Annotated in this window: 16 protein-coding genes; 7 read left to right on the top strand and 9 right to left on the bottom strand. The window is 63.7% G+C overall.

Features of this window, described 5'->3' with window-relative positions:
• Positions 1–5 precede the first annotated feature (5 nt).
• On the bottom strand, positions 6–899 hold the full coding sequence (locus NV401_RS12220) for a hydroxymethylglutaryl-CoA lyase (protein WP_261294709.1): 894 nt from the start codon (positions 897–899) through the stop codon (positions 6–8).
• A 5-nt stretch (positions 900–904) separates the two neighbouring features.
• Positions 905–2,191 (bottom strand): hydroxymethylglutaryl-CoA reductase, degradative, encoded by a 1,287-nt coding sequence (locus NV401_RS12215; RefSeq protein WP_261294708.1) that lies wholly within the window; start codon positions 2,189–2,191, stop codon positions 905–907.
• Positions 2,192–2,334: 143 nt separating this feature from the next.
• Between NV401_RS12215 and NV401_RS12210 the strand changes: the two genes are divergently transcribed.
• Positions 2,335–3,705: an aminotransferase-like domain-containing protein gene (locus tag NV401_RS12210; RefSeq protein ID WP_261294707.1), complete on the top strand. Its 1,371-nt coding sequence runs from the start codon at positions 2,335–2,337 to the stop codon at positions 3,703–3,705.
• A 185-nt stretch (positions 3,706–3,890) separates the two neighbouring features.
• Here NV401_RS12210 and NV401_RS12205 read toward each other — a convergent pair whose 3' ends face one another.
• Positions 3,891–4,595 (bottom strand): Crp/Fnr family transcriptional regulator, encoded by a 705-nt coding sequence (locus NV401_RS12205; protein ID WP_261294706.1) that lies wholly within the window; start codon positions 4,593–4,595, stop codon positions 3,891–3,893.
• Between the two features lie 182 nt (positions 4,596–4,777).
• Between NV401_RS12205 and NV401_RS12200 the strand changes: the two genes are divergently transcribed.
• From NV401_RS12200 to NV401_RS12185, 4 genes are read left to right on the top strand one after another with little or no spacing between them, the layout of a single operon-like run.
• Positions 4,778–7,018 carry a TonB-dependent receptor gene (locus tag NV401_RS12200; RefSeq protein ID WP_261294705.1) on the top strand — a complete coding sequence of 747 codons (2,241 nt, stop codon included), beginning with the start codon at positions 4,778–4,780 and terminating at the stop codon, positions 7,016–7,018.
• Between the two features lie 33 nt (positions 7,019–7,051).
• Positions 7,052–8,452, top strand: a complete 1,401-nt coding sequence (locus NV401_RS12195; RefSeq protein WP_261294704.1) for a DUF1446 domain-containing protein — start codon at positions 7,052–7,054, stop codon at positions 8,450–8,452.
• A complete protein-coding gene (locus NV401_RS12190; protein WP_261294703.1) occupies positions 8,436–8,741 on the top strand; it encodes a DUF4387 domain-containing protein in 306 nt (101 codons plus the stop codon). Before NV401_RS12195 ends, NV401_RS12190 begins: the two co-directional genes overlap by 17 nt.
• Positions 8,728–10,215 carry an MFS transporter gene (locus tag NV401_RS12185; protein WP_261294702.1) on the top strand — a complete coding sequence of 496 codons (1,488 nt, stop codon included), beginning with the start codon at positions 8,728–8,730 and terminating at the stop codon, positions 10,213–10,215. Before NV401_RS12190 ends, NV401_RS12185 begins: the two co-directional genes overlap by 14 nt.
• Before the next feature lie 341 nt (positions 10,216–10,556).
• On the opposite strand, the gene NV401_RS12180 is transcribed toward NV401_RS12185, so the two are convergent.
• From NV401_RS12180 to NV401_RS12165, 4 genes are read right to left on the bottom strand one after another with little or no spacing between them, the layout of a single operon-like run.
• The gene (locus tag NV401_RS12180) at positions 10,557–11,183 is read right to left on the bottom strand and encodes a LysR substrate-binding domain-containing protein (RefSeq protein WP_261294736.1); all 627 of its coding nucleotides are present in this window, start codon (positions 11,181–11,183) and stop codon (positions 10,557–10,559) included.
• A complete protein-coding gene (locus tag NV401_RS12175) occupies positions 11,180–12,442 on the bottom strand; it encodes a DUF3526 domain-containing protein (protein WP_261294701.1) in 1,263 nt (420 codons plus the stop codon). Before NV401_RS12175 ends, NV401_RS12180 begins: the two co-directional genes overlap by 4 nt.
• Positions 12,439–13,878: an ABC transporter permease gene (locus NV401_RS12170; RefSeq protein WP_261294700.1), complete on the bottom strand. Its 1,440-nt coding sequence runs from the start codon at positions 13,876–13,878 to the stop codon at positions 12,439–12,441. The genes NV401_RS12175 and NV401_RS12170 overlap by 4 nt, the downstream gene beginning before the upstream one ends.
• A complete protein-coding gene (locus NV401_RS12165; RefSeq protein ID WP_261294699.1) occupies positions 13,875–14,612 on the bottom strand; it encodes an ABC transporter ATP-binding protein in 738 nt (245 codons plus the stop codon). Before NV401_RS12165 ends, NV401_RS12170 begins: the two co-directional genes overlap by 4 nt.
• A gap of 190 nt (positions 14,613–14,802) precedes the next feature.
• On the opposite strand from NV401_RS12165, the gene NV401_RS12160 reads away from it, so the two are divergent.
• Together NV401_RS12160 and NV401_RS12155 are read left to right on the top strand one after the other, a co-directional pair.
• Positions 14,803–16,908, top strand: a complete 2,106-nt coding sequence (locus NV401_RS12160) for a TonB-dependent siderophore receptor (RefSeq protein ID WP_261294735.1) — start codon at positions 14,803–14,805, stop codon at positions 16,906–16,908.
• 12 nt (positions 16,909–16,920) lie between these two features.
• Positions 16,921–18,735, top strand: a complete 1,815-nt coding sequence (locus NV401_RS12155) for a M14 family metallopeptidase (RefSeq protein ID WP_261294698.1) — start codon at positions 16,921–16,923, stop codon at positions 18,733–18,735.
• 1,307 nt (positions 18,736–20,042) lie between these two features.
• On the opposite strand, the gene NV401_RS12150 is transcribed toward NV401_RS12155, so the two are convergent.
• The gene (locus NV401_RS12150) at positions 20,043–21,887 is read right to left on the bottom strand and encodes a putative bifunctional diguanylate cyclase/phosphodiesterase (RefSeq protein ID WP_261294697.1); all 1,845 of its coding nucleotides are present in this window, start codon (positions 21,885–21,887) and stop codon (positions 20,043–20,045) included.
• 668 nt (positions 21,888–22,555) lie between these two features.
• Positions 22,556–22,849 (bottom strand): hypothetical protein, encoded by a 294-nt coding sequence (locus tag NV401_RS12145; RefSeq protein ID WP_380817310.1) that lies wholly within the window; start codon positions 22,847–22,849, stop codon positions 22,556–22,558.
• Between the last annotated feature and the right edge of the window lie 200 nt (positions 22,850–23,049).

The following is a 23,049-nucleotide window of genomic DNA, read 5'->3' as shown; positions in this document are numbered from 1 at the left end:
TCGGATCAGCGCTTGGCCCGCCGCGCCGCGAACAGCTTCGAGCGCGGCGCGATGCCGGGCTCGCCGGCGATCAGCGCCACCGCATCGAGCAGGCGGTCCATATCGACGCCGGTGGTGAGACCCAGCCCGTCAAGCATGTAGAGCAGATCCTCGGTCGCCAGATTGCCGCTCGCGCCCTCGGCATAGGGGCAGCCGCCGAGCCCCCCGGCGGCGCTGTCGATCGTCGTCACGCCGAGTTCGAGGCAGGCGAGCACGTTGGCCAGCGCCTGCCCGCAGGTGTCGTGGAAATGGAGTGCCAGTTGCTGCATCGGCACGTCGGCGGCGACGGTGCGCAGCATTGCCTGCGCCTGGCGCGGCGTGCCGACCCCGATCGTATCGCCCAATGAAATCTCGTAGCAGCCGAGCGCGGCGAGCTGCGCGGCCACCGCCGCGACCGCGCCGGGCGTGACCGCGCCCTCATAGGGACAGCCCAGCACGCACGAGACATAGGCGCGGACCTTAATCGCATGGCGCTGCGCCATTGCGGCGACCTGCGCGGCGCGCTCGAGCGACTCCGCGATCGAGCAATTGATGTTGCGCTGGCTGAACGCCTCGGTCGCCGACAGGAACAAAGCCACTTCCTGCGCGCCGGCGGCGATCGCATTCTGCATGCCGATCGCATTGGGCACCAGCACCGGATAGCGCACCCCCGAGGCCTGCGCGATGCCGTGCAGTACCGCATCGCTATCCGCCATTTGCGGTACTCGTTTGGGCGAAACGAAGCTGCCGACTTCGATCGCGCCCAGTCCGGCCGCCGACAGCGCATCGATCAGCGCGACGCGCTGCGCGACCGGCACGATGCGCGCCTCGTTCTGCAGCCCGTCGCGCGGGCCGACCTCGACGATGCGGATGGCCGGCACGGGTCTCATCCGCCGCCACGCAATTCGGCAAGCGCGCGTGCCGCGGCTTCCTCGCCGATCGCCTGCCGCTCGATGATGCGCCGCGCCACTTCGCCGACCTCGTCGCCGGTCGCGCCGGCGGCAAAGGCGATATTCTGCGCGTGGAGCGACATATGACCCTTCTGGATGCCCTCGGTCGCCAGCGCGCGCATCGCGCCGAAATTCTGCGCGAGGCCCACCGCGGCAATGATCCGCGCCAGTTCGTGCGCGTGCTCGACCCGCAGGATCGCCAACAGCGCCCGCGCGGTAGGATGGATCTTGACCGCGCCGCCGACCAGCCCGACCGCCATCGGCAGCTCGATCGATCCGGCGAGATCGCCCTCGGCGGTGACTTCCCAGCTCGACAGGCTGCGATAGCGCCCGGTTGCGGCGGCGAAGGCATGCGCCCCGGCCTCCACCGCGCGCGTGTCGTTTCCGGTCGCCAGCACCACCGCCGACACGCCGTTCATGATGCCCTTGTTATGCGTCGCCGCGCGATAGGGGTCGTTGTCGGCGAACTGATAGGCCGCGATCATCGCGTCGCGCACGCTCTCGCCGCCGATCGCCGCGCAGGTCCAGGTCGCCCGCGCGCGGACGATGCGGCGGTCAGCGAGATTGGAGAGGATGCGCAGCAAGGTGCGCCCGCCGGTCCAGCGCGCGATGTCGGGCGCGAGCCGTTCGGCCATGGTGTTGACCGCGTTGGCGCCCATCGCATCGCGCGTGTCGACGATGAGATGGGTGACGACCATCGTCCCGGTCGGCGTCTCGACGATGCGCACCTCTAGATCTCGGAAACCCCCGCCATGCCTGACCAGCACTGGATCGCAGGCGTTGCAGATCGCCGCGATCTCGTCGCGGCGCTCGAGGATCACCAGCCGCGCGCGGCGCGGATCGGGAACGTCGAGCAACTGGATCTGCGCGATCATCTCGGTGCCCGACATCGACGTAACGAACCCGCCCGACTCATAGCATTGGCGCGCCGAATTTCCGACCGCGGCGATCACCGAGGATTCCTCGGTCGCCATCGGCACCAGCACGTCGCGGCCATCGACCTTGAGGTTGGTAGCGATCCCCACCGGGATTGCGATCGTCGTGATCATGTTCTCGATCATGTGATCGGCCAATTCGGCATCGATGTTCGATGCGACGGCCAGTTGCGCGCGCTGTGCGTCGTCGAGCCCGGCAAACGCCGCGACCCGATCGATCCGCTCCGCAACCCTCAGCTTGTGGAAGCCCGAAATCCTCGAGCTACGATCCGCCTCACTGCTGGTCACAATGTCCCTTCCGTCATTTCTTGGCTTGCGGAGCGTTGCTCTGCCATTCGTCCCCGAACCAATAGACGCAGCGTCGCGCGGGATGCAGGTACAATCCCGGACAATGTGATAGGGACGTCGTACCAGCCAGGGGGATCGCTGCCGTGCCCGCACCGCCCATGAAGATCGAGTTCGTCATCAACAGCATCCTGATGCAGATGCGCGCCGGCAGCCTGCGCCCCGGCCAGCGCCTGCCCTCGATCCGCGACGAGGCGCAACGGCTGGGCGTCGGCAAGAACACGGTGGTCGAGGCCTATCTGCGGCTGGTCAGTCAGGGCGTGCTGCACGCCAAGCCGGGATCGGGCTATTATGTCGTCGACACGCCTGCGCCAGCCGCCCGCGCGCCCGGCATCCCGTTCGCGGCGGCGATCGGTCGCGTCTCCTTGCTCACGGAGCAGCTCGATCGTCGCCTGCCGGTCCGCCCCGGCGACGGCCGCCCGCCGCCCGAATGGCTCGAGACGTCGGAACTGCACCGCTACCTCTCCTACCAGCGTTTCCAGGAAGCGGATTCATACAACTCGAGCTGGGGCCATGCGCCGCTGCGCGATCGCCTGTGCGGCGCGCTGGCCGAGCGCGGAATCGCGTGCAGCAACGATCAACTTCTGATGACCCACGGCGCCAATCACGCGATGGACCTGATCATCCGCCGCTACGTCTCGGCCGGCGACAATGTGCTGGTCGACGATCCCGGTTATTATCCATTGCTCGCCAAGATCGCACTGGCCGGCGCCAATGCGATCGGCATTCAGCGCCGGCATGACGGCCCCGACCCGGCTGATTTGGCCGCCAAGGCCAAAGCCAGCGGCGCGCGCCTCTTCTTCACGCAATCGCTGGCGCACAACCCGACCGGCGGCTCGATCACTTTCGGCACCGCCTATGCGGTGCTCCGCGCCGCCACCGAGTACAACCTGCTGATCGTCGAGGACGATCCGTTCGCGGATCTGCTGCCTTACACCGCGCCGCGGCTGGCCGCGCTCGATCAGCTCGATCGCGTGATCTATATCGGCACCTTTTCCAAGACCTTGGCGGGCAGCTTCCGCGCCGGCTATATCGCCGCGGCGCACGACCTCGCGCACGACCTGAACGAATTGAAGGTCATCACCACCGTGTCGACCTCGGCGCATGACGAACGGTTGATCTTTCAGCTGATCGAGAACGGGCACTACCTCAAACACCTCCGGCGCCTGCGCACCCGCGCCATCAAGGCCTCGGCGGAAAGCGTGGCGGCGCTCGAGTCGCTCGGCCTGACCATCCGTCGGCCGATAGAAGGCGGCTTCTACCTGTGGGTCGATCTGCCGGAGCATATGGCGGGCGACGATCTGGTCTACGATGCCGCCCGGTCAGGCATTTTCATCGCACCCGCCGCCAACTTTTCGAGCAAACCCGACCCGCCCGCTGCGATGCGCATCAACATCGCCTATGGCGCGAACCCCGTCTTCCTCGCCTGGCTGCGTGTTAAGCTTTCCAACAAGTAATTCTAGAGTGCGACGCCATGCCCTAGCTTAGTAAGCAACGTTCGAAGTGCTCGGCAGCTATTTGCGACGCAGAAGCTGAACGAGTGTCCGCTTTCGGTAAGCCGGAGGGAAGCCGTGAATGTCGGATTCTGGGTCTTCTTGTCTGTTTTTCCATCAGCCAAGCATCCCGAACCGTTAGATCATTATCAGTAGGTGCACATCTGGCGTAACCGCGAGGGATCCAGAATGATCCAGTCCTTGCGATGTCTATCGACCAGTTTCAGCTGCTTAAGATACGTCACTTCGCGGTGCACGCTCTGGCGTGTGACATCGAAAAGGTCAGCAATGTCACTTTGCGTGATTGGCAAAGCGATACGGATGCCGCCCTCGCCTGTGCCCGATCCGGCATGTTCTGCGAGATTGGCAAACATCATCGCCACGCGCTTGCCAAGACGCTGGGTCGCACGCTGCTCGCGGCTGGCCATCTGGCGGGAGATCGCCTCAGCGAACTTCCGGCACAGCGCTTCGGGTATCTCCGGGTGTCGGTGGTACAGTTCCCAGAAAGCCTCGCTATCCAGCTGGCGCATCACGGCGGGGGTTAGCGCGATCGTCGTGTGATTGTGCAGGCGCCGCGAGATCATCGCGGTCTCGCTGAAGCAGTTTCCAGCCGCATAGATCGTAATCAGCGCCTGGCGCCCATCCGCGTGCAGCCCGATGAGGCTCAGAAAACCGCTCTCGACCTGGAAGATGCGAGTCGCTGCTTCACCGGCACGCTTGACCGGCATGCCGGGCTCGACGGCGAAGCTGGTCATGCGCGCCTCGACGGCCAGGCGTACGGAGTCCGGAAGCGCACCGATCCAGTTTTCCCGGTTGATGATGCCAGGGACCGGTTGCCTCGCGCAGTCGTCCATCGTGGATCCTTCCCGATTCGATGAGCAGTCACTGCCATACCCGTAAGAAATCCGATCGGGTGTAACATGGGTGACACGTACTAGCCCGTCAGATGGTCCACGTGTCGGACAGCGAATGGCGAACAGCGTCATCGCGTCAACAACCCCGCTGACCAAAAGCGGGGGCAGGGGAGGACCTGAATATGATCAGCTACCGATCGCTCCTATGCGCCGCGACCGCTCTCGGCAGTCTTGCCGCAATGCCCGCCGGCGCACAGACCGCGACGACCGTGGCGTCGCCGGAGGTCGAGGATCCGCAGGCCGCAGGCATCGCCGACGTCGTCGTCACAGCGCGTCGACGCGAGGAAACGCTCCAAAGTGCGCCAGTCACGGTCACAGCGTTCACCAACGCCCAGCTGCAGGAAAAGGGGATCAACGATTTCGCCAAGTTGGCGCAGGCGACACCCGGGGTGAACTTCGACGCGTTTCCAAGAGCCGCTCCACGACCATTCTTTCGCGGGATCGGCAGCGCCAATCAGGGAGCGGGGGGAGATCCGTCCTCGGTCGCATTCCTCGACGGCGTCTATCTCGGCCGTGCCGCGATGCTCGGAATCGATTTCTTCGACATGCAGCGCATCGAGGTTCTGAAGGGGCCGCAGGGCACATTGTTCGGCAAGAACGTCGTCGGCGGTGCGATAAACTTCATCACCGCCAAGCCGACCCGGGACGCCGAGGCGCAGGTCCAGTTCACCGCCGGAGAGTTCAAACAGCTGAACGGCAACGTGATGCTGAACGTCCCCATCACCGATACGATCGCCACGCGCATCGTGCTCGGCGCGGTCAGCAACGATGGTTTCCGCAAGACCCCGATTGGCAGGCCGCTGGACGACGAGAACAAGATCAGCGCTCGCTTTCAAACGATGTTTGGTCTCGGTTCCAGCACGACCTTCCTGATCTCGGCCGACATCGCGGATCAGGATCTCGCACAGGGATCGAGGTTCAACGTGCGACGGCTCGCGTTCAATCCTACGAGGCCGAACGCCGGCTTCGACGACTACAACAAGCCGCGCGTGGCCGATCCCGATCGCTACGGCTTCATCAAGACATCGACGGGCGGCGTCCGCGGCGAGCTCAACACGGACGTGCTCGGCTTTGCCACGTTGACGGCGACTGCAGCGTGGCGGACGCTGGACTACGATTCCTCTGACGATCTGGACGGAGCGACCGCTGCCGTGAACGCAGCCACCGGCGTGCTGGCGCCCGCGATCCAGGTGTTGGCGAAGGAACAGGCGGATTCCTTTTCTGCTGAAACCCGGCTGACCTCGCTCGGTTCGGGACCGTTTAGCTGGGTCGCAGGGCTCTACTATAATCGCGACGACATCGACCGCGAGCGCGAAAGCGAAACCGCGGTGATCGACAACAGCGAGAACCGCTTCGTCGCGCATTCGCGCAACCGCAGCTATGCCGCCTTCGGCGAGGCGCAGTATAAGTTCGACTTCGGTCTCGGGCTGTTCGGCGGCGCGCGCTACACCGATGAGAAAAAGACATACGAGGTCACGCGGCTGACGGGCGATCCCGCGCTGCCGACGGTGAGCTATTCGACGGTCGGCTCTCCTGGCGTGACGCGGCAGAAGCTTGTGACCTATCGCGTCGGCGCCGATTTCCGCGTGAACGACAACATCTTCGTGTTTGGTACGGTATCGACGGGTTTCAAATCGGGGGCGTTTCAGGAACAGCCGGGATCAGCGGTCCTGGCCCGCGTCGCGACCGCGCCAGAGAAGGTCACCAATTACGAGGCGGGCATCAAGACCGACTGGCTCGATCGGCGGCTGCGGTTCAACGTGTCAGTGTTTCAGGCCAAATACCGCGATCTGCAGACGATCCAGGTCATTCCGGATGCGACGGCGGGACCCGGTGGCACACGCGTCTCCACCGACACCGGTGATGCTACGATCAAGGGTATCGAGAGCGAACTGGTGCTGGCGCCGGTCGAGTTCGTCGATCTGACGGCGCGCTATACGTACCTGCACCCCTTCTTCGATCGGCTGACCCAGACGTCGGCGATCCTCGCCGATGGTAGTGCGGTCCAGCGCAACCTGGCGGGTAGCCGCCTGAGCCGTACGCCCCAGCATGCGGTGACAGCGGACCTGGGGTTCACCTCCCCGAAATGGGACTGGGGCTGGTTACGCGCGGTCGTTTCGCTCGATTATCAGAGCGATATCTTCGACGATAATGATAACGATTTCATCGAGTATCGTCGCCCGCGGACTCTTTGGGACGCTAGCGTGACCTATCATGCCGATGAACGGTTCTCGGCGAGGTTATGGGTCAGAAACCTGACCGACAAGGAATACCGCGTCTACAATGTGGACCAGGCCAACGGCCTGTTCGTGCAATATGGCGCCCCGCGACAGATCGGAGTGACGCTCGATGCGCGTTTCTGAACTCGGCCGTGCTGCTCCCGTCAGGAAGCGACCATGACTCTGGCACCTGGACGCACCTGCAACGTGATCGTGCCGGTCGGTGCTCTTGGGGCCGGCGTGCGTGCGCCGGACGTCGCGCGCGGCATAGCGTTGGGCGCGCACGCGATCGCGTGCGACGCCGGTTCCACCGACAGCGGGCCGGCGTATCTTGCGACGGGCAAGTCCAAATACTCGCGTGATGCAGTCAAGACGGATCTTGCCATCCTGATGCGAGCGCAAGCCGACGCCGGCATCCCGCTGCTGATCGGTTCGTGCGGCACCAGCGGGTGCGACATGGCGCTCGACTGGATGCACGACATCGCCGTCGAGATAGCGCGCGAGAATGGGCTGAGCCCCAGCATCGCGTTGCTCTATTCGGAACAGAAGGCGTCATTGCTCGAGGAGCGTGCTGCGGCGGGAGCAATCATGCCGCTGGAACCGGTCGGGGAGATTTTGCCCGGCGTCTTCGCAGCGTGCGACCACATCGTCGCCCTTATGGGTCCGGAACCGTATATCGAAGCGCTACGCGGGGGTGCCGACATCGTCCTTGGCGGGCGGACGACCGACACCGCCGTCATCGCCGCGGTCCCGTTGATGATGGGCGCCGGCGCGGGTGCGGCCTGGCATGCCGGCAAGACTTCGGAATGTGGCGGGCTCTGCACGGTTCGATCCCGTGACGGCGGCGTCATCGTCCGGGTCGGCGCCGACCATTTCGACGTCGAGCCGCTGGCCATGAGCAATGCGTGCACCACGACGACGGTATCGGCTCACATGCTTTACGAGAACAGTGATCCGTTCCGGCTCACCGAACCCGGCGGCGTCCTGGACGTGGGCACGGCGCGCTACGATGCCCTGGACAATCGGATCGTGCGGGTGTCGGGTTCCGTTTTCGAGTCCGCGCCCTACACGATGAAACTGGAGGGCGCATCCGGTGGGCCGTTTCAGACCATCATGCTGGTCGGAATCCAGGACCGCGGCGTGTTGGCCGAGATCCCGCGCTTCCTCACGCAGATGGAGGAGTTCTTTCGATCGCGGCTGCAGGCGACGATCGGCCCCCGTCTCGGCGATTATGATGTGTCCCTTCGAGCTTATGGTTGGAACGGCGTAACGGGGGATGCGGTGGAGGCGGCAGCGCCAGCGCCGCGCGAGATCGGCCTGATGTTCGTTGCAACCGCGGCGACGCAGCAGCTGGCGACCCAGATCGCCAAGACATGCAACCCCGCCTTCTTCCACATGCCGCTCAACCTCGACCAGGAATTGCCGAGCTACGCGTTTCCGTTCTCCCCTGCCGAGATAGAGCGGGGGCAGGTCTACGAGTTCAGGTTGAATCACGTGGTTAGAGTTAACGACCCGCTGGAGCTCGTGCGGATCCGATATCCTGCCACGGAAGAGGTGAGTCATGCCGAAGCTGAATGACGTCTGCTCGCACGTCCGTTCGAAGAATGCCGGTCCCTTTTGGATTACCGTCGATCTTTTCTTTCCCGATGCCGAGACCTTCGCGCGCTACTCGGATGCGCCGTCGCTCACGAGTTCGGCCGTCGCCGCGATGTTCGGCGTCGATCCCGTACGGATGAAGCGCTTCATGGTAACCGATCTCTCGGTGCTGAAATTCTCCTACCCCCGAGCCACGCCGCAAGGGGGAACAATGGAACGGGATATGCACGGCGGCCAGCAATATGTCAGGCTGCTCGATGTCGAACTCTGAAGCCTCGCGCGCCGGCGAAAGACCGACCGCCGGTTTCATCACGCAGGCTCTTTACGGGCTGGGTGCCGTCTCGAGCGGTATCAAAATGCGCGCGCTGAGCGCGTTCCTCCTGCTATACTATAACCAAGTGCTGGGTTTGTCGCCGACCAGCGTCTCCGTGGTCATCACGGTGATTCTCGTCTTCGACGCGATCTGCGATCCTGTCGTAGGCCATCTGTCGGACCGCTTTCGCTCGCCATGGGGGCGGCGGCACCCGTTCATGTATCTTTCGGCCGCCCCGCTGGCAGTCGGGTTTTTCCTGCTCTGGAACCCCCCGGGCGGTCTGGCCGACAATGTGCTGCTGGCCTGGCTGTTCGGTTGCCTGCTGCTGATCCGCGTTGCCGACACCTTCTTCGAACTCCCCTCTGCCGCGCTCGCGCCCGAACTCGTAGAGGACTATGATGGCCGGACGCGGATCGTGAATTTCCGCATTTTCTTCCGGACCATCGCCGGACTCCTGGTAACGGTTCTCGGTCTTGAGGTCTTCATGCGCGAGCGGCCGGACGGATCGGGTGGTGCGACGGAGAGCGCTGGCTATTTCGGCTTCTCGTTAACAATGTCGTTGATCATGTTCGCGGTGATCTTGATCTCGGCCGCAGCGACGCACCGCTTCATTCCCTTTTTACGGCGTCCGACCCCGCAGGGCCGGTCCGGGGGGACATTCTGGGCCGATACGCGGGGCATCCTGCGAAACCGGTCTGCGCTCGTGATGCTAGGGGTAGGGGGGTTCCAGTCGGTGGCCGCCGGGGCGAAGACCGGGCTGGATCTCTACTTCGGATTGTACTTCTGGGAGTTGTCGCAAGCCCAACTGTCGCTCATGGCCACGCTTGGCGCCGCCGGGGCACTTTGCGGCGCGCTAACAGTGGGATTGGTCAGCCGCAAACTGGGCAAGCGTCGCGGGACAATAACCTGTTATACGCTCGGTCTGCTGAATGGGGTGATACCAATCGCCCTCAGACTGCTGGATCTGATGCCACGGAACGGCTCGGACGCCCTGTTTGCCATACTTGCGAGCGAGGCTTTCTTCCTCGGACTGTTTTACGTGATGAGTGCGGTGATGATGAATTCGATGCTCGCCGACGTGGTCGAGGATGTGGCGGTCGGCACCGGCCAGAGATCGGAAGGGCTGCTTTTCTCCGCAGATCAGTTCTTCACGAAGGCAGTGTCGGGCCTCGGCGTAATGGTGTCCGGCGGCGTTCTTTCGCTGATCGCCTTTCCGCGCGACGCAAAGCCCGGCGCGGTGGATCCCACCATGATCTATGGGCTCGGGCTACTGTATCTGCCGACGGTTATCGGCATGACGCTCGTCGCAATCGGGCTGCTATTCCTCTATAAAATCGACAGAAAGCAACACGAACGAAACCTCGCGATCTTGCACCTCAATGAAGCCGACGAAGGCCATGTTCAGCCAGAATTGGTCCCTATCACTCTCTGATGACACCGCGACGCTGCGGGCTTTCGCGGAAGTTCTGGCGGGGTGACGAATCCTCGACGTTATGGATGCGCTTGAACGACCGTGCGGCAGCGCCCGAAGCGCTCAGCCAAGCGGCGACTGCTCACCAAACCAATGCCGCATTAACTAGGATCCATTGAAAGGTGCACCGGCACATTGCGGTCAATCCCAGAGAAATCGAAATATGAACGAGCGTCTGGTTTGGGGAAGCAGCGGGCCAGCGCTGGATGGCTGTCATTGAGTCCTGCCAGTCACCCGACGAAGGGTGCGATCTAGAACGCGGCCGCGACGGCCGAGCTGAATACCTGAAACATGCGTATGCATCAGCCGAGGGGCTTTAGTTCACCCGCTATGGCCAGCAGAGCCCGCAATCCTGCTGGTAGCTGCCGTCGTCCGGAATAGTAGAGATAGAAGGCCGGCCCCGTCGTTGCCCAGTCGGTTAGCACCAGCGGCAGGTTGCCATCGGCGACATGCTTGGCAAGCAGTGGCTCAAGCCCGAACGTCAGACCTGCACCGTTCAGTGCCATTGCCAGGGTCGAGCGGCTGTCGTCGGCGGTCATCGCGCTTTTGCTGGGCACGTCGAAGTCACCCTTCGGTCCCTCGAACTCCCAGCGGTAGACGCTGTCGTCACCGAGCCGAACCCCAAGGCATCGGTGCTGCTTCAACTCGTCCGGATGGGTCGGCGTGCCATGCTCGTCCAGATAACGTGGGGATCCCGCGACGACCCATCTGAGGTCGCCGGAAAGACGCTGCGCGACCATGTCTTCAGGCACGATGCCGCCATAGCGTACGCCTGCATCGAACCCTTCACCGACGACATCGACAATACGGTTGCTGGAGACGAGGTCGACCTCGATATCGGGGTGGCGTGAAGCGCCGCGGACCGTCGGCGTACTGCGCGATACGCGCGCGGTCGGAAAACATCTCGAGGAACATCTGGTTGCTGTCAGCCACGGGGGACATCCTTGAAGCGGGGCGCGCGGTCAAAGTCAGCCTTGGCGAACGGCCGGTCGCGGAAAAGATAGCCGTAATAGAAAGCCCGCAGCCGCGCGTGGAACGCGCGGATTCGGTCCTGATAGGCGAGTTGCGCGGCCAGATCGCTGCCCGCCAGCTGCGTCAGCAACGCCTGCACGCCAACCGACGGCAGTACCCAGCCCAGCGACCGGCCGGTGGCATCGCGCGCCTCCAGCCCGGCGCGATAGGCGTGCACCTTGTCCGCGACGCGCGCATCGCCGTTCTGATGAAAGGCGAGATACCATTTGTAATGGAATCTGGGGCCGAGCGGCGCCGAGTCCGCCCATTCGGGATGATCGGCATAGAAGCGGCGCATCGTGGCCTCGCGCGGCACGTCCCACGCGGCGTTCACCGCCTCGCGCTGCGCCATCGCGATCTCCGCCCCCTGATGTACCGGTATCGACGCGTTGATCGCGACGTTGGCGAGCGTGGGAACGATCAGCACCAGCACCAGCCATGCGGCGGCCAGCGTCGCGGCGTTGGCCACCGAGCTCCACCGCAGGCGACCGACCAACGCCGCCAGCGCGGCCCAGAACAGCAGGTAGGCGGCGACAATCGCAACCACGATCAGCACGGCGGACACTGCCACGCCGGCGCTTGCCGCGGCGATCATGAAGGGAAGGCAGAGCAAGCCCCACAGCAGCAAGAGCCGCAGCGCCATCCGGCGCCGCAACAATGCCCGCCCTCCGTTCGGCAGCGCCTCGAGCATGCGCTGCCGCCCGGCCTCGCGCTCACCGGAGACGAGGTCGTGGAACAGGGCGATCACGAACAGCGGCGCCAGGAACACCAGCACGAAAGCAAAGTCGAAGCGCCCCGGCAGCGCGAGCTCGGGATTGAACGTTTCGCCATCATAGATCTGCGCCTCGAGGCCCAGCGCGCGGACGCGCAGGATGTACGGCGAAATATCGCGCATGCCGAGCGCCGCGAACGCCAGCGGTGCCGGGGCGTCCCAGGTCGGATGGAAGCTGTAATAAGCGGCGCTGCCAGCGTCCTTCGTGCGATCGACGTAATCGGCGATGGCGCCGATATCCTCCGCGTGCGCGGCCGGAATGGCGGCGATCGCAGCGCGCTGGCGGGCGACTTCGGCCATGCCGCCGGCGAGGGCGGCCATGGTCAGCAGCGCCAGCAACGCCAGGGCACCGACGGTCAGCCGCTGCCGCAGCAGCAGCCGGCATTCGTGGCGAAACAGTATCATCGGCGTGCTCCCAGACGGCGGCTGGCAAACGCCAGCGAGGCCAGTGCGCCCGCCATCCAGCCTAACAGGATCACCAGTCCGGGCAGCGCCTTGCCGACCAGGGTGCTGCCGCTTGGCGGAGAAAATCGGAAATCGGGCATTGCCTGCCAGTTGTGTGCGGCGATCCGCTTGCGGCGATCTGCGCCGGCGTCCGTCGCGCCGTCGTCGGCGTAGCTGACGTCTTCCATCTGCAGCCGGTTGAGCCGCTGAACCAGCGCGAAGCGATATGCCTCGGCCTGTTCGAGGAAGCGGCGATGCCCTGCGAAATCGGTGCCCGCCGCAGCCATCGACAGCGACCGCAGCGCGATGGTGGGGCTGAGCAGCCCGACCCAGTCGACCAGCCCGTTCTGCCGCGCCTGGGCGGCATAGCTCGCATCGGCATAGCGATCGTACAGCGAGGCGCTCAGCCGCTCGCCCTCGATCGCGAGCAGGCCCTTATAGTTGACCGGCAGATCCTCGACCGTCGCCACGCCATAGCGATCCAGCGCCGCTTGCTTGAACTGCGCGAAATGCGGATCGTCCGGATTATGGCTATCGCCCATCGTGCGCAGGTCGCGTGCGACCGCGACTTCGGTCTGCAGCCGGTTGCTCAGCGGCACCGCTGCATTCGCCGCGTCGGGTGCGACGCGCGGCAGCAGGATCACTGCCACCGCCCACAATGCCACCAACGCCAGCAAGGCGTCGCGGCTGCGGCGGACCAGCGTGGAGACGAGCAGGATCAGCACCGCCCACAATGCCAGGTAACCGGCATAACCAAGCGCAATCGCCAGCATCGGCAGCGCCAGTGCGCCCGGCTGACCTGCGATGCCGACAAGGCCGATCATCGCCGGCAGGCCGGCAAGCATCGCCACGGCGCCGAGCGCCAGCAATTTGCCGCGCACCACCTGCCCACGGCTGGTGCCCTGCAGCATCAGCAGGCGCAACGTGCCGCGTTCGGTTTCGCGGGCGAGCGCCCCGTAACCGAGAAAGATCAGCAGCAGCGGCGCCACCACCTGCAGCACGAAGGCGGGCGTCAGCTGGCCGAAGCGCACCAGCAGCGAACTCTGCCGCGCATCGCCGAAATTGGCGGTGTTCTGTCGGTGCCCCTCCAGGAACATGCTGTTGCCGGTAAAGGCGTCGACGCCCGGATCGAAAGCGGCGAGCGGCCCCAGCGGCCGGAAGACGAAGGTGCCGTAATGGACGACGCGGTGCGGATGTCGGTCGGGCTGCGCCTTGAAGGCGGATTCGGCCGCATGCGCATGGCGCCCGCGCAGTTCGGCGATACCGTTCTGGTGCGCCCACGAGCTTGCCACCGCCACCAGCGTCAGCAGCACGAGCAGCACGACGGCGATCACGGCGACGCGGTTGCGCGCCATCAGCCGCAGTTCGTCACGCGCGATCAGGCGCACGATGCTCATGCCGCCACCTTCGCGCCGCCGGCCTGGAAGCGGGCGTGCAGCGCGCGCACGTCGAAGCGCTCCGCCCCGCTCGCCGAGGCTTCATGCGCCACTCGGCCTGCCTCGATAAAGGCGATCCGGTCGGCAATGTCGGCGGCGGAGAGCAGGTCGTGCGTGACCATCAGCACCGCCGTGCCGCGCGCGCGCACCTGCACCAGCAGCGCGTTGAAGTCCGCGGTCGCACGCGGATCGAGCCCCGATGTCGGCTCGTCGAGCAGCAACACCGGCACGCGCCGCAACAGCGCGACCGCGATCGCCACTTTCTGGCGCATGCCCTTGGAAAAGCCGCCGAGCCGCTGGTCCCATGCCTGTTCCTGCAGCCCGGCCGCCGCCAACCCTTCGACGATGGCGTCGCGCGGCTGGCGCTCACCGGAGAGCGCGAGCAGATAATCGGCATTTTCTACGGCCGAGAGATGTTCGTACAGCGCCACATTCTCCGGCAGATACGCAATGTGCCGCCGGGCCCCGTCGGGGTCGGCCGCCGGGTCGATCCCGCATACCGCGATGCTACCCGATTGTGCGCGCGTGAAGCCCAGCAACGCCGACAAGGTGGTCGATTTGCCGGCACCGTTGCCCCCCAATAGGGCGGTGATGCTGCCGGCCGGCACGCGTAGCGACAGCCCGCTCAGCACGCGCTGCGTGCCATAGGCGAGTGTTAGATCGTCGATCAGGATCGGATCGGTCATCGGGGGCATCGGGTACCTCGGTATTGCTGGCCGGCGCTCAATGCAGGAATCCGTTTCATGTAACAAGATATCATTGACGATGTTACATCATCGCATTCATAGGCGGGCCGATCGGAGGCGCCAGAGCGGCGCCGATCGCCAACTCTGAAGGGAATATGTTTTGCGACTTTCCGCACGGGCCGGTGCCTTTCCGCTCGCCATGGCCGCTTGCTGCTCGCCCGCGTTCGCGCAATCGGATGAAGAGCTGCGTGACGCACGCGGAAGCGACGAAATCACCGTCACCGGCGTTCGGCAGCCGTATCGCGGCAGCTTCACGCTGCGGGAAATCCCACAGGCGATCGCGACGATCGACGCCGCGGTGATCGAGGAAAACGCTATCCTGCGCCTGACCGATGCGCTCGATCTCAACGCCTCGGTGGTGCGGCAGAACACGCTGGGTGGGCTGTGGGACAGTTTCGCCGTGCGCGGCTTCACCGGCGACGAGAACCTGCCGAGCGGCTATCTGGTCAACGGATTCAACGCCGGGCGCGGGTTCAGCGGGCAGCGCGACGTCGCGGGGATCGAGCGGGTCGAGGTGTTGAAGGGGCCGGCCGCGGCGGTGTTGGGCCGCGGCGAGCCCGGCGGATCGATCAACCTGGTGACCAAGCAGGCCGAACTCGGCCGCACCTTCGGCACCGCGTCGGTGCAATATCGCAGCTTCGATACCGTGCGCGCCGAGGGGGATGCGAACCTGGCGCTGACCGACACGCTGTCGGCGCGGCTGATCGGCTATGCCGAACGCGGCGGCACCTTCCGCGACACGGTGGAGCAGAAGCGCTGGGGCTTCCTCCCGTCGATCGGCGTCAAGCTGGGCGACGCCACGCGCGTCACCTATGATTTCGAATGGACGCGCGTCGAGGTGCCGTTCGATCGCGGCATCGTCGTGCTGAACGGCGATTTCGACACGGTGCCGCGCTCGCGGTTCCTGGGCGAGCCGAGCGACGGCGACACCGTGGCGCGCGCGACCGGGCACCAGTTGCGTGTCCAACATGATTTCAGCAGTGCATGGTCGCTGTCGGTGGGCGCCAGCCACCGCGACACGCAGCTCGACGGTGCGTCGTCGGACGCCGAAACGCTGCGCTCGCGCCAGAAACTCTATGTCGACGGCCGGTCGCTGTCGCGCCAGCGGCGCACCCGCCAATACACGTCCGAGCACAGCGTGCTACGGGCCGAGCTGGCCGGCGAGTTTGCCACGGGGTCGCTGCGCCACCGCGTCCTGATCGGCGGCGATTTCGACTATTTCGATACCGACCAGCTCTTCACGCGCTATCGCGGGCCGGTGGTGACGGCGAGCACGACCGATCAGGCGGGCTATGTGCTCGACCTGCAAAACCCGGTCTATGGCCGCTATCCGGTGCCCGTCACGGCGCCGATCACCAACCGGCTCGACGTGCAGCGCACGATGGGCGCCTATGTGCAGGACCAGATCAGCCTGACCGATCGGCTGCAACTGCGCATCGGCGGCCGCTACGACAACTTTCTGCTCCGCGTCGACAACCGGCTGACCAATGTGCTCGGCCGCCGCAAGCGCAGCCGCTTCAGCCCGCAGGCCGGGATCGTCTACGAGCTCAGCACCCCGCTGTCGCTCTATGCGGCGTACGGGGAGGGCTACCGCGCCAATATCGGTGCGGATGCGGGCGGCAACGTGTTCGAACCCGAAACGAGCAAGTCGATCGAGGCGGGCGTGAAGCTGACTGCGCTCGGCGGCCGGCTGACCGGCACGCTCTCGGCCTATCAGCTCGAGAAATCCAACGTGCTGGCCACCGACACGCTCAATCCGGGGTTCTCGGTGGCGATCGGCAAGGCGCGCAGCCGCGGGATCGAGGCGGACCTGAACGGCCGGCTGCCCGGCGGGATCGATCTGCTGCTGAGCTATGCCTATACCGATGCCGAAGCGCGGTCGCGCGTGCTCGACCCGAACTTCTCGTTCCAGATCGAGCCGGGCGATCCGCTGATCAACATCCCGAAGCACAACCTCAACCTGCAGGCGGCCAAGCGTTTCAAGGCGGGCGGGCGCGACCTGCTGTTGGGGGCCGGCGTCCAGCATGTCGGGGCGCGCAACGGCGAAACCGGGACCGATTTCACCTTGCCCTCCCACACGCTGTTCCGCGTGTTCGGCCAGGCCGACCTGATCGACGGCGTCCAGTTGTTCGGCTCCGTCGCCAACCTGCTCGACGACCAGTGGTACGCCAACAGCTATTCGCCCGTCTGGGTGCAGCCGGGTGCGCCACGCACCGCCACGATCGGCCTTCGCGCCAGCTTCTGAGTAAGAGTCTTCATGCGTCTTATCCCTCTGGCGATCATCGCCCTGTCCGCCGCATCCGCATCCTTTGGGCAATCGACCGCGCCGCTGCCGGGGCTGCCGGCGGCGGTACTGCCGCCGGTGCAGCCCTGGTCGGGCGCGAGCGAGCGCCTGGTCGCGGCAGCGACCGATGCGTGGATCACGCCCGGCGAACGCGCGGGCTTCGCGACGACGCCCCGTTATGCAGAAACGCGCGCCTGGCTCGAGCGGCTCGCCGCTGCGTCGCCGCTGATCCGCATCGAGACGTTCGGCCGCACCGCGCAGGGGCGCGACATGCTGATGGTCCGCGCCAGCAAGGGGGGCACGGACAAACCCGTGGTGCTGATCCAGGCCGGCATCCATTCGGGCGAGATCGATGGCAAGGACGCCGGGCTGATGCTGCTGCGCGACATCGCGCTGAGGGGCAAGGACAGTCTGCTCGACACGGTCGATCTGGTGTTCGTGCCGATCTACAATATCGACGGGCACGAGGCGATGAGCCGCTGGAACTTCCCGGCGCTGCGCGGCCCTGCGGAGAAGGGCCATGTCGCCACCGCGCGCGGCATCAACCTCAACCGCGATTACGCCAAGGCCGACGCGCCCGAGACGCGCGCGATGATCGCGTTGCTGCGGCGGCTCGATCCGATCCTCTATGTCGATTGCCATGTCAGCGACGGCTTCGACATGCAGTACGACATCACTTTTACCTATGCCGGCTGGGGGCGCTACGCCTATCACCGCGCGACCGCCGACTGGCTGACGGGCCGGTTCGGCCCGACCGTGACCACCGCGCTGGAGCGCGCCGGCCATATCCCGACGCTCTATCCCAGCCCGATCGACACGCGCGAACCGGCAAAGGGCATCCGCCAGGCGCCGGAGGGCCCGCGCTATTCGACCGGCTATGGCGACTTCATCGGCGTGCCGACCGTGCTGGTCGAGAACCACATGCTCAAACCCTATCGCCAGCGTGTGCTCGGCACCTATGTCCTGCTCGAAGCGGCGCTGAAACTGGCGGCGACCGATCGCGACCGGATTACTGCCGCGAAAGCGACCGACCGCGCCAGCCGGCCCGCCACGATGCTCGCGCGCTGGAAGCCTGCGGCAACGCCGATCGGCTGGATCGACGACTTTAAGGGCATTGCGTTCGCGACCTATCGGTCGCCGGCGAGCGGACGCCTGGAACAGCGCTGGACCGGCAAGCCGATTACATTCCGCATGCCGATCATCGGGCAGGATCCGGTCGAGACGGTGACGCTGCCGACCGCATGGTGGGTGCCGGCAGAGCAGGCGGAGGTGCTCGATCGGTTGCGCCTGCACGGCATTCGTTTCGAGGCGATCGACGCCCCGCGCTCGCTGGCGCTCGACCAGGTCCGCCTTCGCGCGCCGGTGGTGCAGCCCGCGCAGGATGGGCGGTTTCCGCTCAAGGCGTCGTTCGATCACGTTGCTGTCACCGAAACCCTGCCCGCCGGCACGATCCGCGTACCGTCCGACCAGCCGCTCGGCTTGCTCGCCGCGGCCTTGCTGGAACCGGAGGCGCCGGACTCGTTCCTTGCCTGGGGCTTCTTCCCGGAGATGTTGACCCCCGCATCCACCCCCGAACACTTCGTGGCTGCACCGCTCGCGGAGGCGTTACTAGGTAATAATGCGACAGTCAGGAGGGCGTTCCAAGCGAAGCTCAAGTCCGACCCCATCTTTGCAGCTGACGCGGTATCCCGTCTCAAATGGCTCTTCGCGCAATTGCCCGATCACACTTCCTCTAACCTCTTGCATCCAATTCGAAGAGAACTGTCGGCGAACGCGCCAGTTTCGTAAACGGAACCGAGATATTCGGTGGCGGCGGGGGAGCCCTGGCTGACGCTCGGACGGAGCATAGAGCGCCTCCAGCTTGATGCTTTGCCGTCTGGTCCTGCCGTGATTTAGCGAACAAGGACGGGACCGAAGCGGCAGCTTATCTCTATTGATCTTGAATAGCTGCCGTCCGTTCGTGACAAATCCAGGTCGATGTCGGGGCATGACTGGACGGCCCGCTTCGGGGTGGCGCAAAGGCGACGTGGATGCCATGATTTGACCCTGCAGCTTCCAAAGCTGTCTGAACCAACGGCGGCTATCGCAATCTGCCAACGAAAACCCGCCGGTCGGCATCGGCCAGTTCCGGTCATAACGCGACGCCGCTCGGACAAGGGCCAAACGTCAGCTTCTGACACGAGCAGACGTTCGCCCTGTGGCATGGGACCGACGGGTTTGTCCCAAATCAAGCGGTTGGACCCTTGCTCCCGTGACATGAACCAACGGCCCAAGTCAGGAAGCGCCAGAGCCGGCTCAAATGTCGTTTTCGGGTCTCTTTCAACACTGGACTGCGCTTGGTCGTCTTCGGCATGGCAAGCTTGCCTGTTGGCATGGCCAGTGTTTTGGGCACGAAAAGCGCGTGGCATGGAGCAAAGCCACAGTCCCTAGCGATAACGTAAGAACGTCATCCCCAGCGAGTGCAGGTTCTCGGCCGATATGCGGGTCAGCAAGGCGGGCGAGGCCGAGCGGATCAGCCGGGCGATGGCGGCGCTGCAGACGGTCGCCCCGCTACAACGATGAGCCGATCGGGGATTTCGATCGTCCGGCTTATGAGAAGATCGACGGCGTGGCGGCCTTGCTTACGGAAGCGGCCCGTCTGGCCCGGCCGCTCGGCATCGATCGTAGTGACGTGCCGATGGACGGCGGCGGATCCGACGGCAATCTTACTGCGGCGGTGGGCATTCCTACACTGGACGGGATGGGTGTGGAGGGCGCGGGCGCGCACGCTTGGGAAGATGCGGTCAGGCGCAGTCAAGATAGGCTTGGATGGGCAGTTTCTTCAACGCCAAAGCAAAGCAGCTGTGTCTTCGGTGGATGTCGCCATCTAGTCGAATGCGTGCCATTGTCTTTCCGTTGCTCTTCCACCCGCTGATAAGGCACTGAACTCCGATGAAGGAGGGTTCAGTTTCGGGAGGGGCGATATCGCAGCTCCGAGTGACTGCTTGTAGGTCTCGGCCGCCACAAAGCGGTCAGGCTGCGCCTAGCCAAACTGAACGGTGCCGACGGCTAGCCCCCAGGCAGTCCAAACCTGCCATTCCTGCGCAAATTCTATATCACGCGGCGCATAATTTTTGGGGAAATTGCCAATTTTGTATCAGTTGCGTCAGCTGTTCCGCGGGCATCGGCTTTCCGTAGAGATACCCCTGCGCCGCACGGCAGCCTGCCTGGATGAGCCGTTCTTGCTGATCGACTGTCTCGACCCCCTCTGCGATTATATCCAGCTTGAAGCTATCGCCCATCCGAATAATGGCATCAACAATAATAGCGTCTGAGCCCCCCGGTTCCATATTCTGAACAAAGCTTTTGTCTATCTTAAGTCGGTTTGCCGGCAGTTCTTTCAAAAGGCTCAGTGACGCATAACCTGTTCCGAAATCATCCAGCGCGATTCCAACGCCAATCCTGCGTAGCGAATGTAAGGAAGAAATTACCATATTGCTATTCTTGATAGCGACCGTCTCTGTGAGTTCTATCTCTATCAGGTCGGCAGGTAATTTGTAATCGTGTAGCTTATTGGCAATGCGTTCTGCAAGGTTGCCTGATTTGAATTGAGCGGGAAACAAGTTTACTCCGACCTTGATCGGCATTCCTCGCTCGTACCATTTTGCACTTTGGGCAATCGCCGTACGCAGTACCCAGGTGCCAATAGCTGCCGCTAGTGGCATGCGTTCCAAAACCTCTAAAAATTGAGCTGGGGCCAGCTGTCCGTGATCCCGATGGTTCCATCGCAATAGTGCCTCGGCACCAACAATACGCTGCTCGACCAAATCTATCTGCGGCTGATAAAGGAGTTCAAAGTCTCCCCCTTCGAAGGCGCGGCGAAGTTCGCCTTGTAGTCGCTGTCTGGTTTCTACGGTATGACGCAGGTGGGGTTCGAAAAATCCAACAGATCCACCTCCTTGGCTTTTGGCACGGTAGAGAGCAAGATCGGCCGCGATAAGTAAGGCTTCGATCGTTCTCCCGTGATGGGGAGAGACTGCTATGCCCACGCTTGTATCGAGTTGCAGCTCCTCGCCATCAATGATGAATATCCGTCGGAACGCGTTGCGCAGGTCGATGGCTATGCGGTGAGCCTCGCGGGGATCGCCGATACCGGGTATGAGCAGCGCGAACTCGTCGCCGCCAAGACGGGCCAAAAGATAATCATCCTTGGCTTCCGATCGAAGTCGGTCTCCGACAGCAGCTAAAAGGCTGTCACCTGTGGCATGGCCTAGTACGTCGTTGACGTCTTTGAAGCCGTCGAGATCGAAGAGCAGCACGGTCGATATGGGTGTTGTTGCGATCAAGCCGGAGGCAAGCTCATGAAAGCGGGTCCGATTGTGAAGGCCTGTAAGCTGATCAACATGCGCGAGCTGAGCGAGCCGCCTCTCATTGATCTGATGCTGGAAGTCGCTGCGGCGAAGTTCTAGCCGGTCAACGAGAACCTGCGCGAGACCTTCGAGCTGACGCACATGATGCGCGTCCAAATGGCGAGGTTCCGGCGAGATTATGCAGAGAGTTCCAAGCGTATGGCCCGAGGCTACAGTTAACGGAGCACCCGCATAGAAGCGGATATAAGGTGGCCCGAGCACAAGGGGGTTTTGCGCGAAACGTGGATCGAGCGAGGCGTCTGGGACAACCATCGCACCATCGAGATCAAGGGTGTGAGCGCAGAACGACATATCACGCGGGGTGGCATCCGCCTCAAGGCCGATGCGGGCAGCAAAAAACTGTCTGTCCTGTTCTACAATCGAAATGAGGCTGGTTGGCACATCGAATAGTGACGCAGCCAACTCAACGATGTGATCGAACTCTGGGTCGGACGACGATCCGACCAGGCCATAATCGGCGATTGCAGCAAGACGTTCTGTTTCTCGCGTCCGGTCATACTCGAAAAAACTAGCAACCACTTCAAATTCCATCGGATATAATATTTTCTATCTCTCGCCAAAATTGCTTAACAATTGATCGCGAAATCTGCCTTGATGCAAATTTCACGGGGTCTGCATCGTGCTGGTCACGGCGGTATTCCGGTGATCGCGCGACGCATATATCTGATGCACATCGACTGGCAGGCGCCGTTGATTGGCCACAAGCGCACTGCCGTCGGGGGCGGCAGCTCGCCCATCCCGTTCGAAAACCGGCTGATCCGTTTCCACCAGTCTAGGTCATGCGGGGGGGCTGATTCAGGCGCCGGGAAACCGTCATCCAACCAGATGAACGGACGGCCGAAAGTGGAAGGTCGGGGAGGGCGCTCGAATGTCCCAAAGTGAGTCTTATCCGGTGGCAAGCACTCCAAAGCGACGTCCACTTATCGTGTTTGGCGCCCGTAAACTGCCGATCCGCCGCCGGCCCACAAGCGTTAAAAGATCGACGAATCGTCGCCTCGAATGGTGAAGTATAAACCTTTGAAAATCATCCACTTAAGTACACGTCCGCACCGGGTTCGAGTCCGTATCGGAGCAAAAATTCTTGGGGGCCTTGGCGGGGGCTCCCTGCAAAATCACATCGTGTTTATGGCGGTAAGTCAATATGATAGCGTGTGCATGAGAGTCCTGTAAGCGCACCATCGACAAGTTGTTGATAATCGTTACATTTTCTTCTCCTTGTCGCTTGCAGTCGAGGGGCTTGGTCCGGTGCCGTTCCGGTGCGTGGAGCCCGGCGCCAGCTTCTCGATTTCGGAAATGATGCTGCCCAGCGCCGCTACGACAGTGGGGAAGTCGCCGATCGCATAGACCTCGGTCTGGCTTCCGGCGCGGTGGCCCATGAAGCCTTCGAGATCCCACTTTTCTGCACCCCGGTTACGGACAAGCGTCGCAAGGCTGTGGCGGAGGACGTACGGACGCCATTCGCGACCGCTGGGCATGCCGAGTTTTGTGAGCATGGTATCCCAAGCCCGATCGACGTCCTGAACGGGGCGGTCGTGATGGTTAACGAGCCAGCCGCGCCGGCGCGCTCGGCCTGCTGCAGCGCCACGTAGGTCGCGTATTCCCCGGTCGGCCAGCGACTGCGCAAGGGTAGGCAGGAGGTAGTGTGCAGGCTTCTTGTTCTGTGTGCGGCCTTAAGGGTGAGATCGATCGTCGG

The sequence above is a fragment of the Sphingomonas hylomeconis genome (assembly GCF_025370105.1).
Taxonomy (GTDB): domain Bacteria; phylum Pseudomonadota; class Alphaproteobacteria; order Sphingomonadales; family Sphingomonadaceae; genus Sphingomonas; species Sphingomonas hylomeconis.
This window is presented reverse-complemented; position numbering and strand designations above follow the sequence as displayed.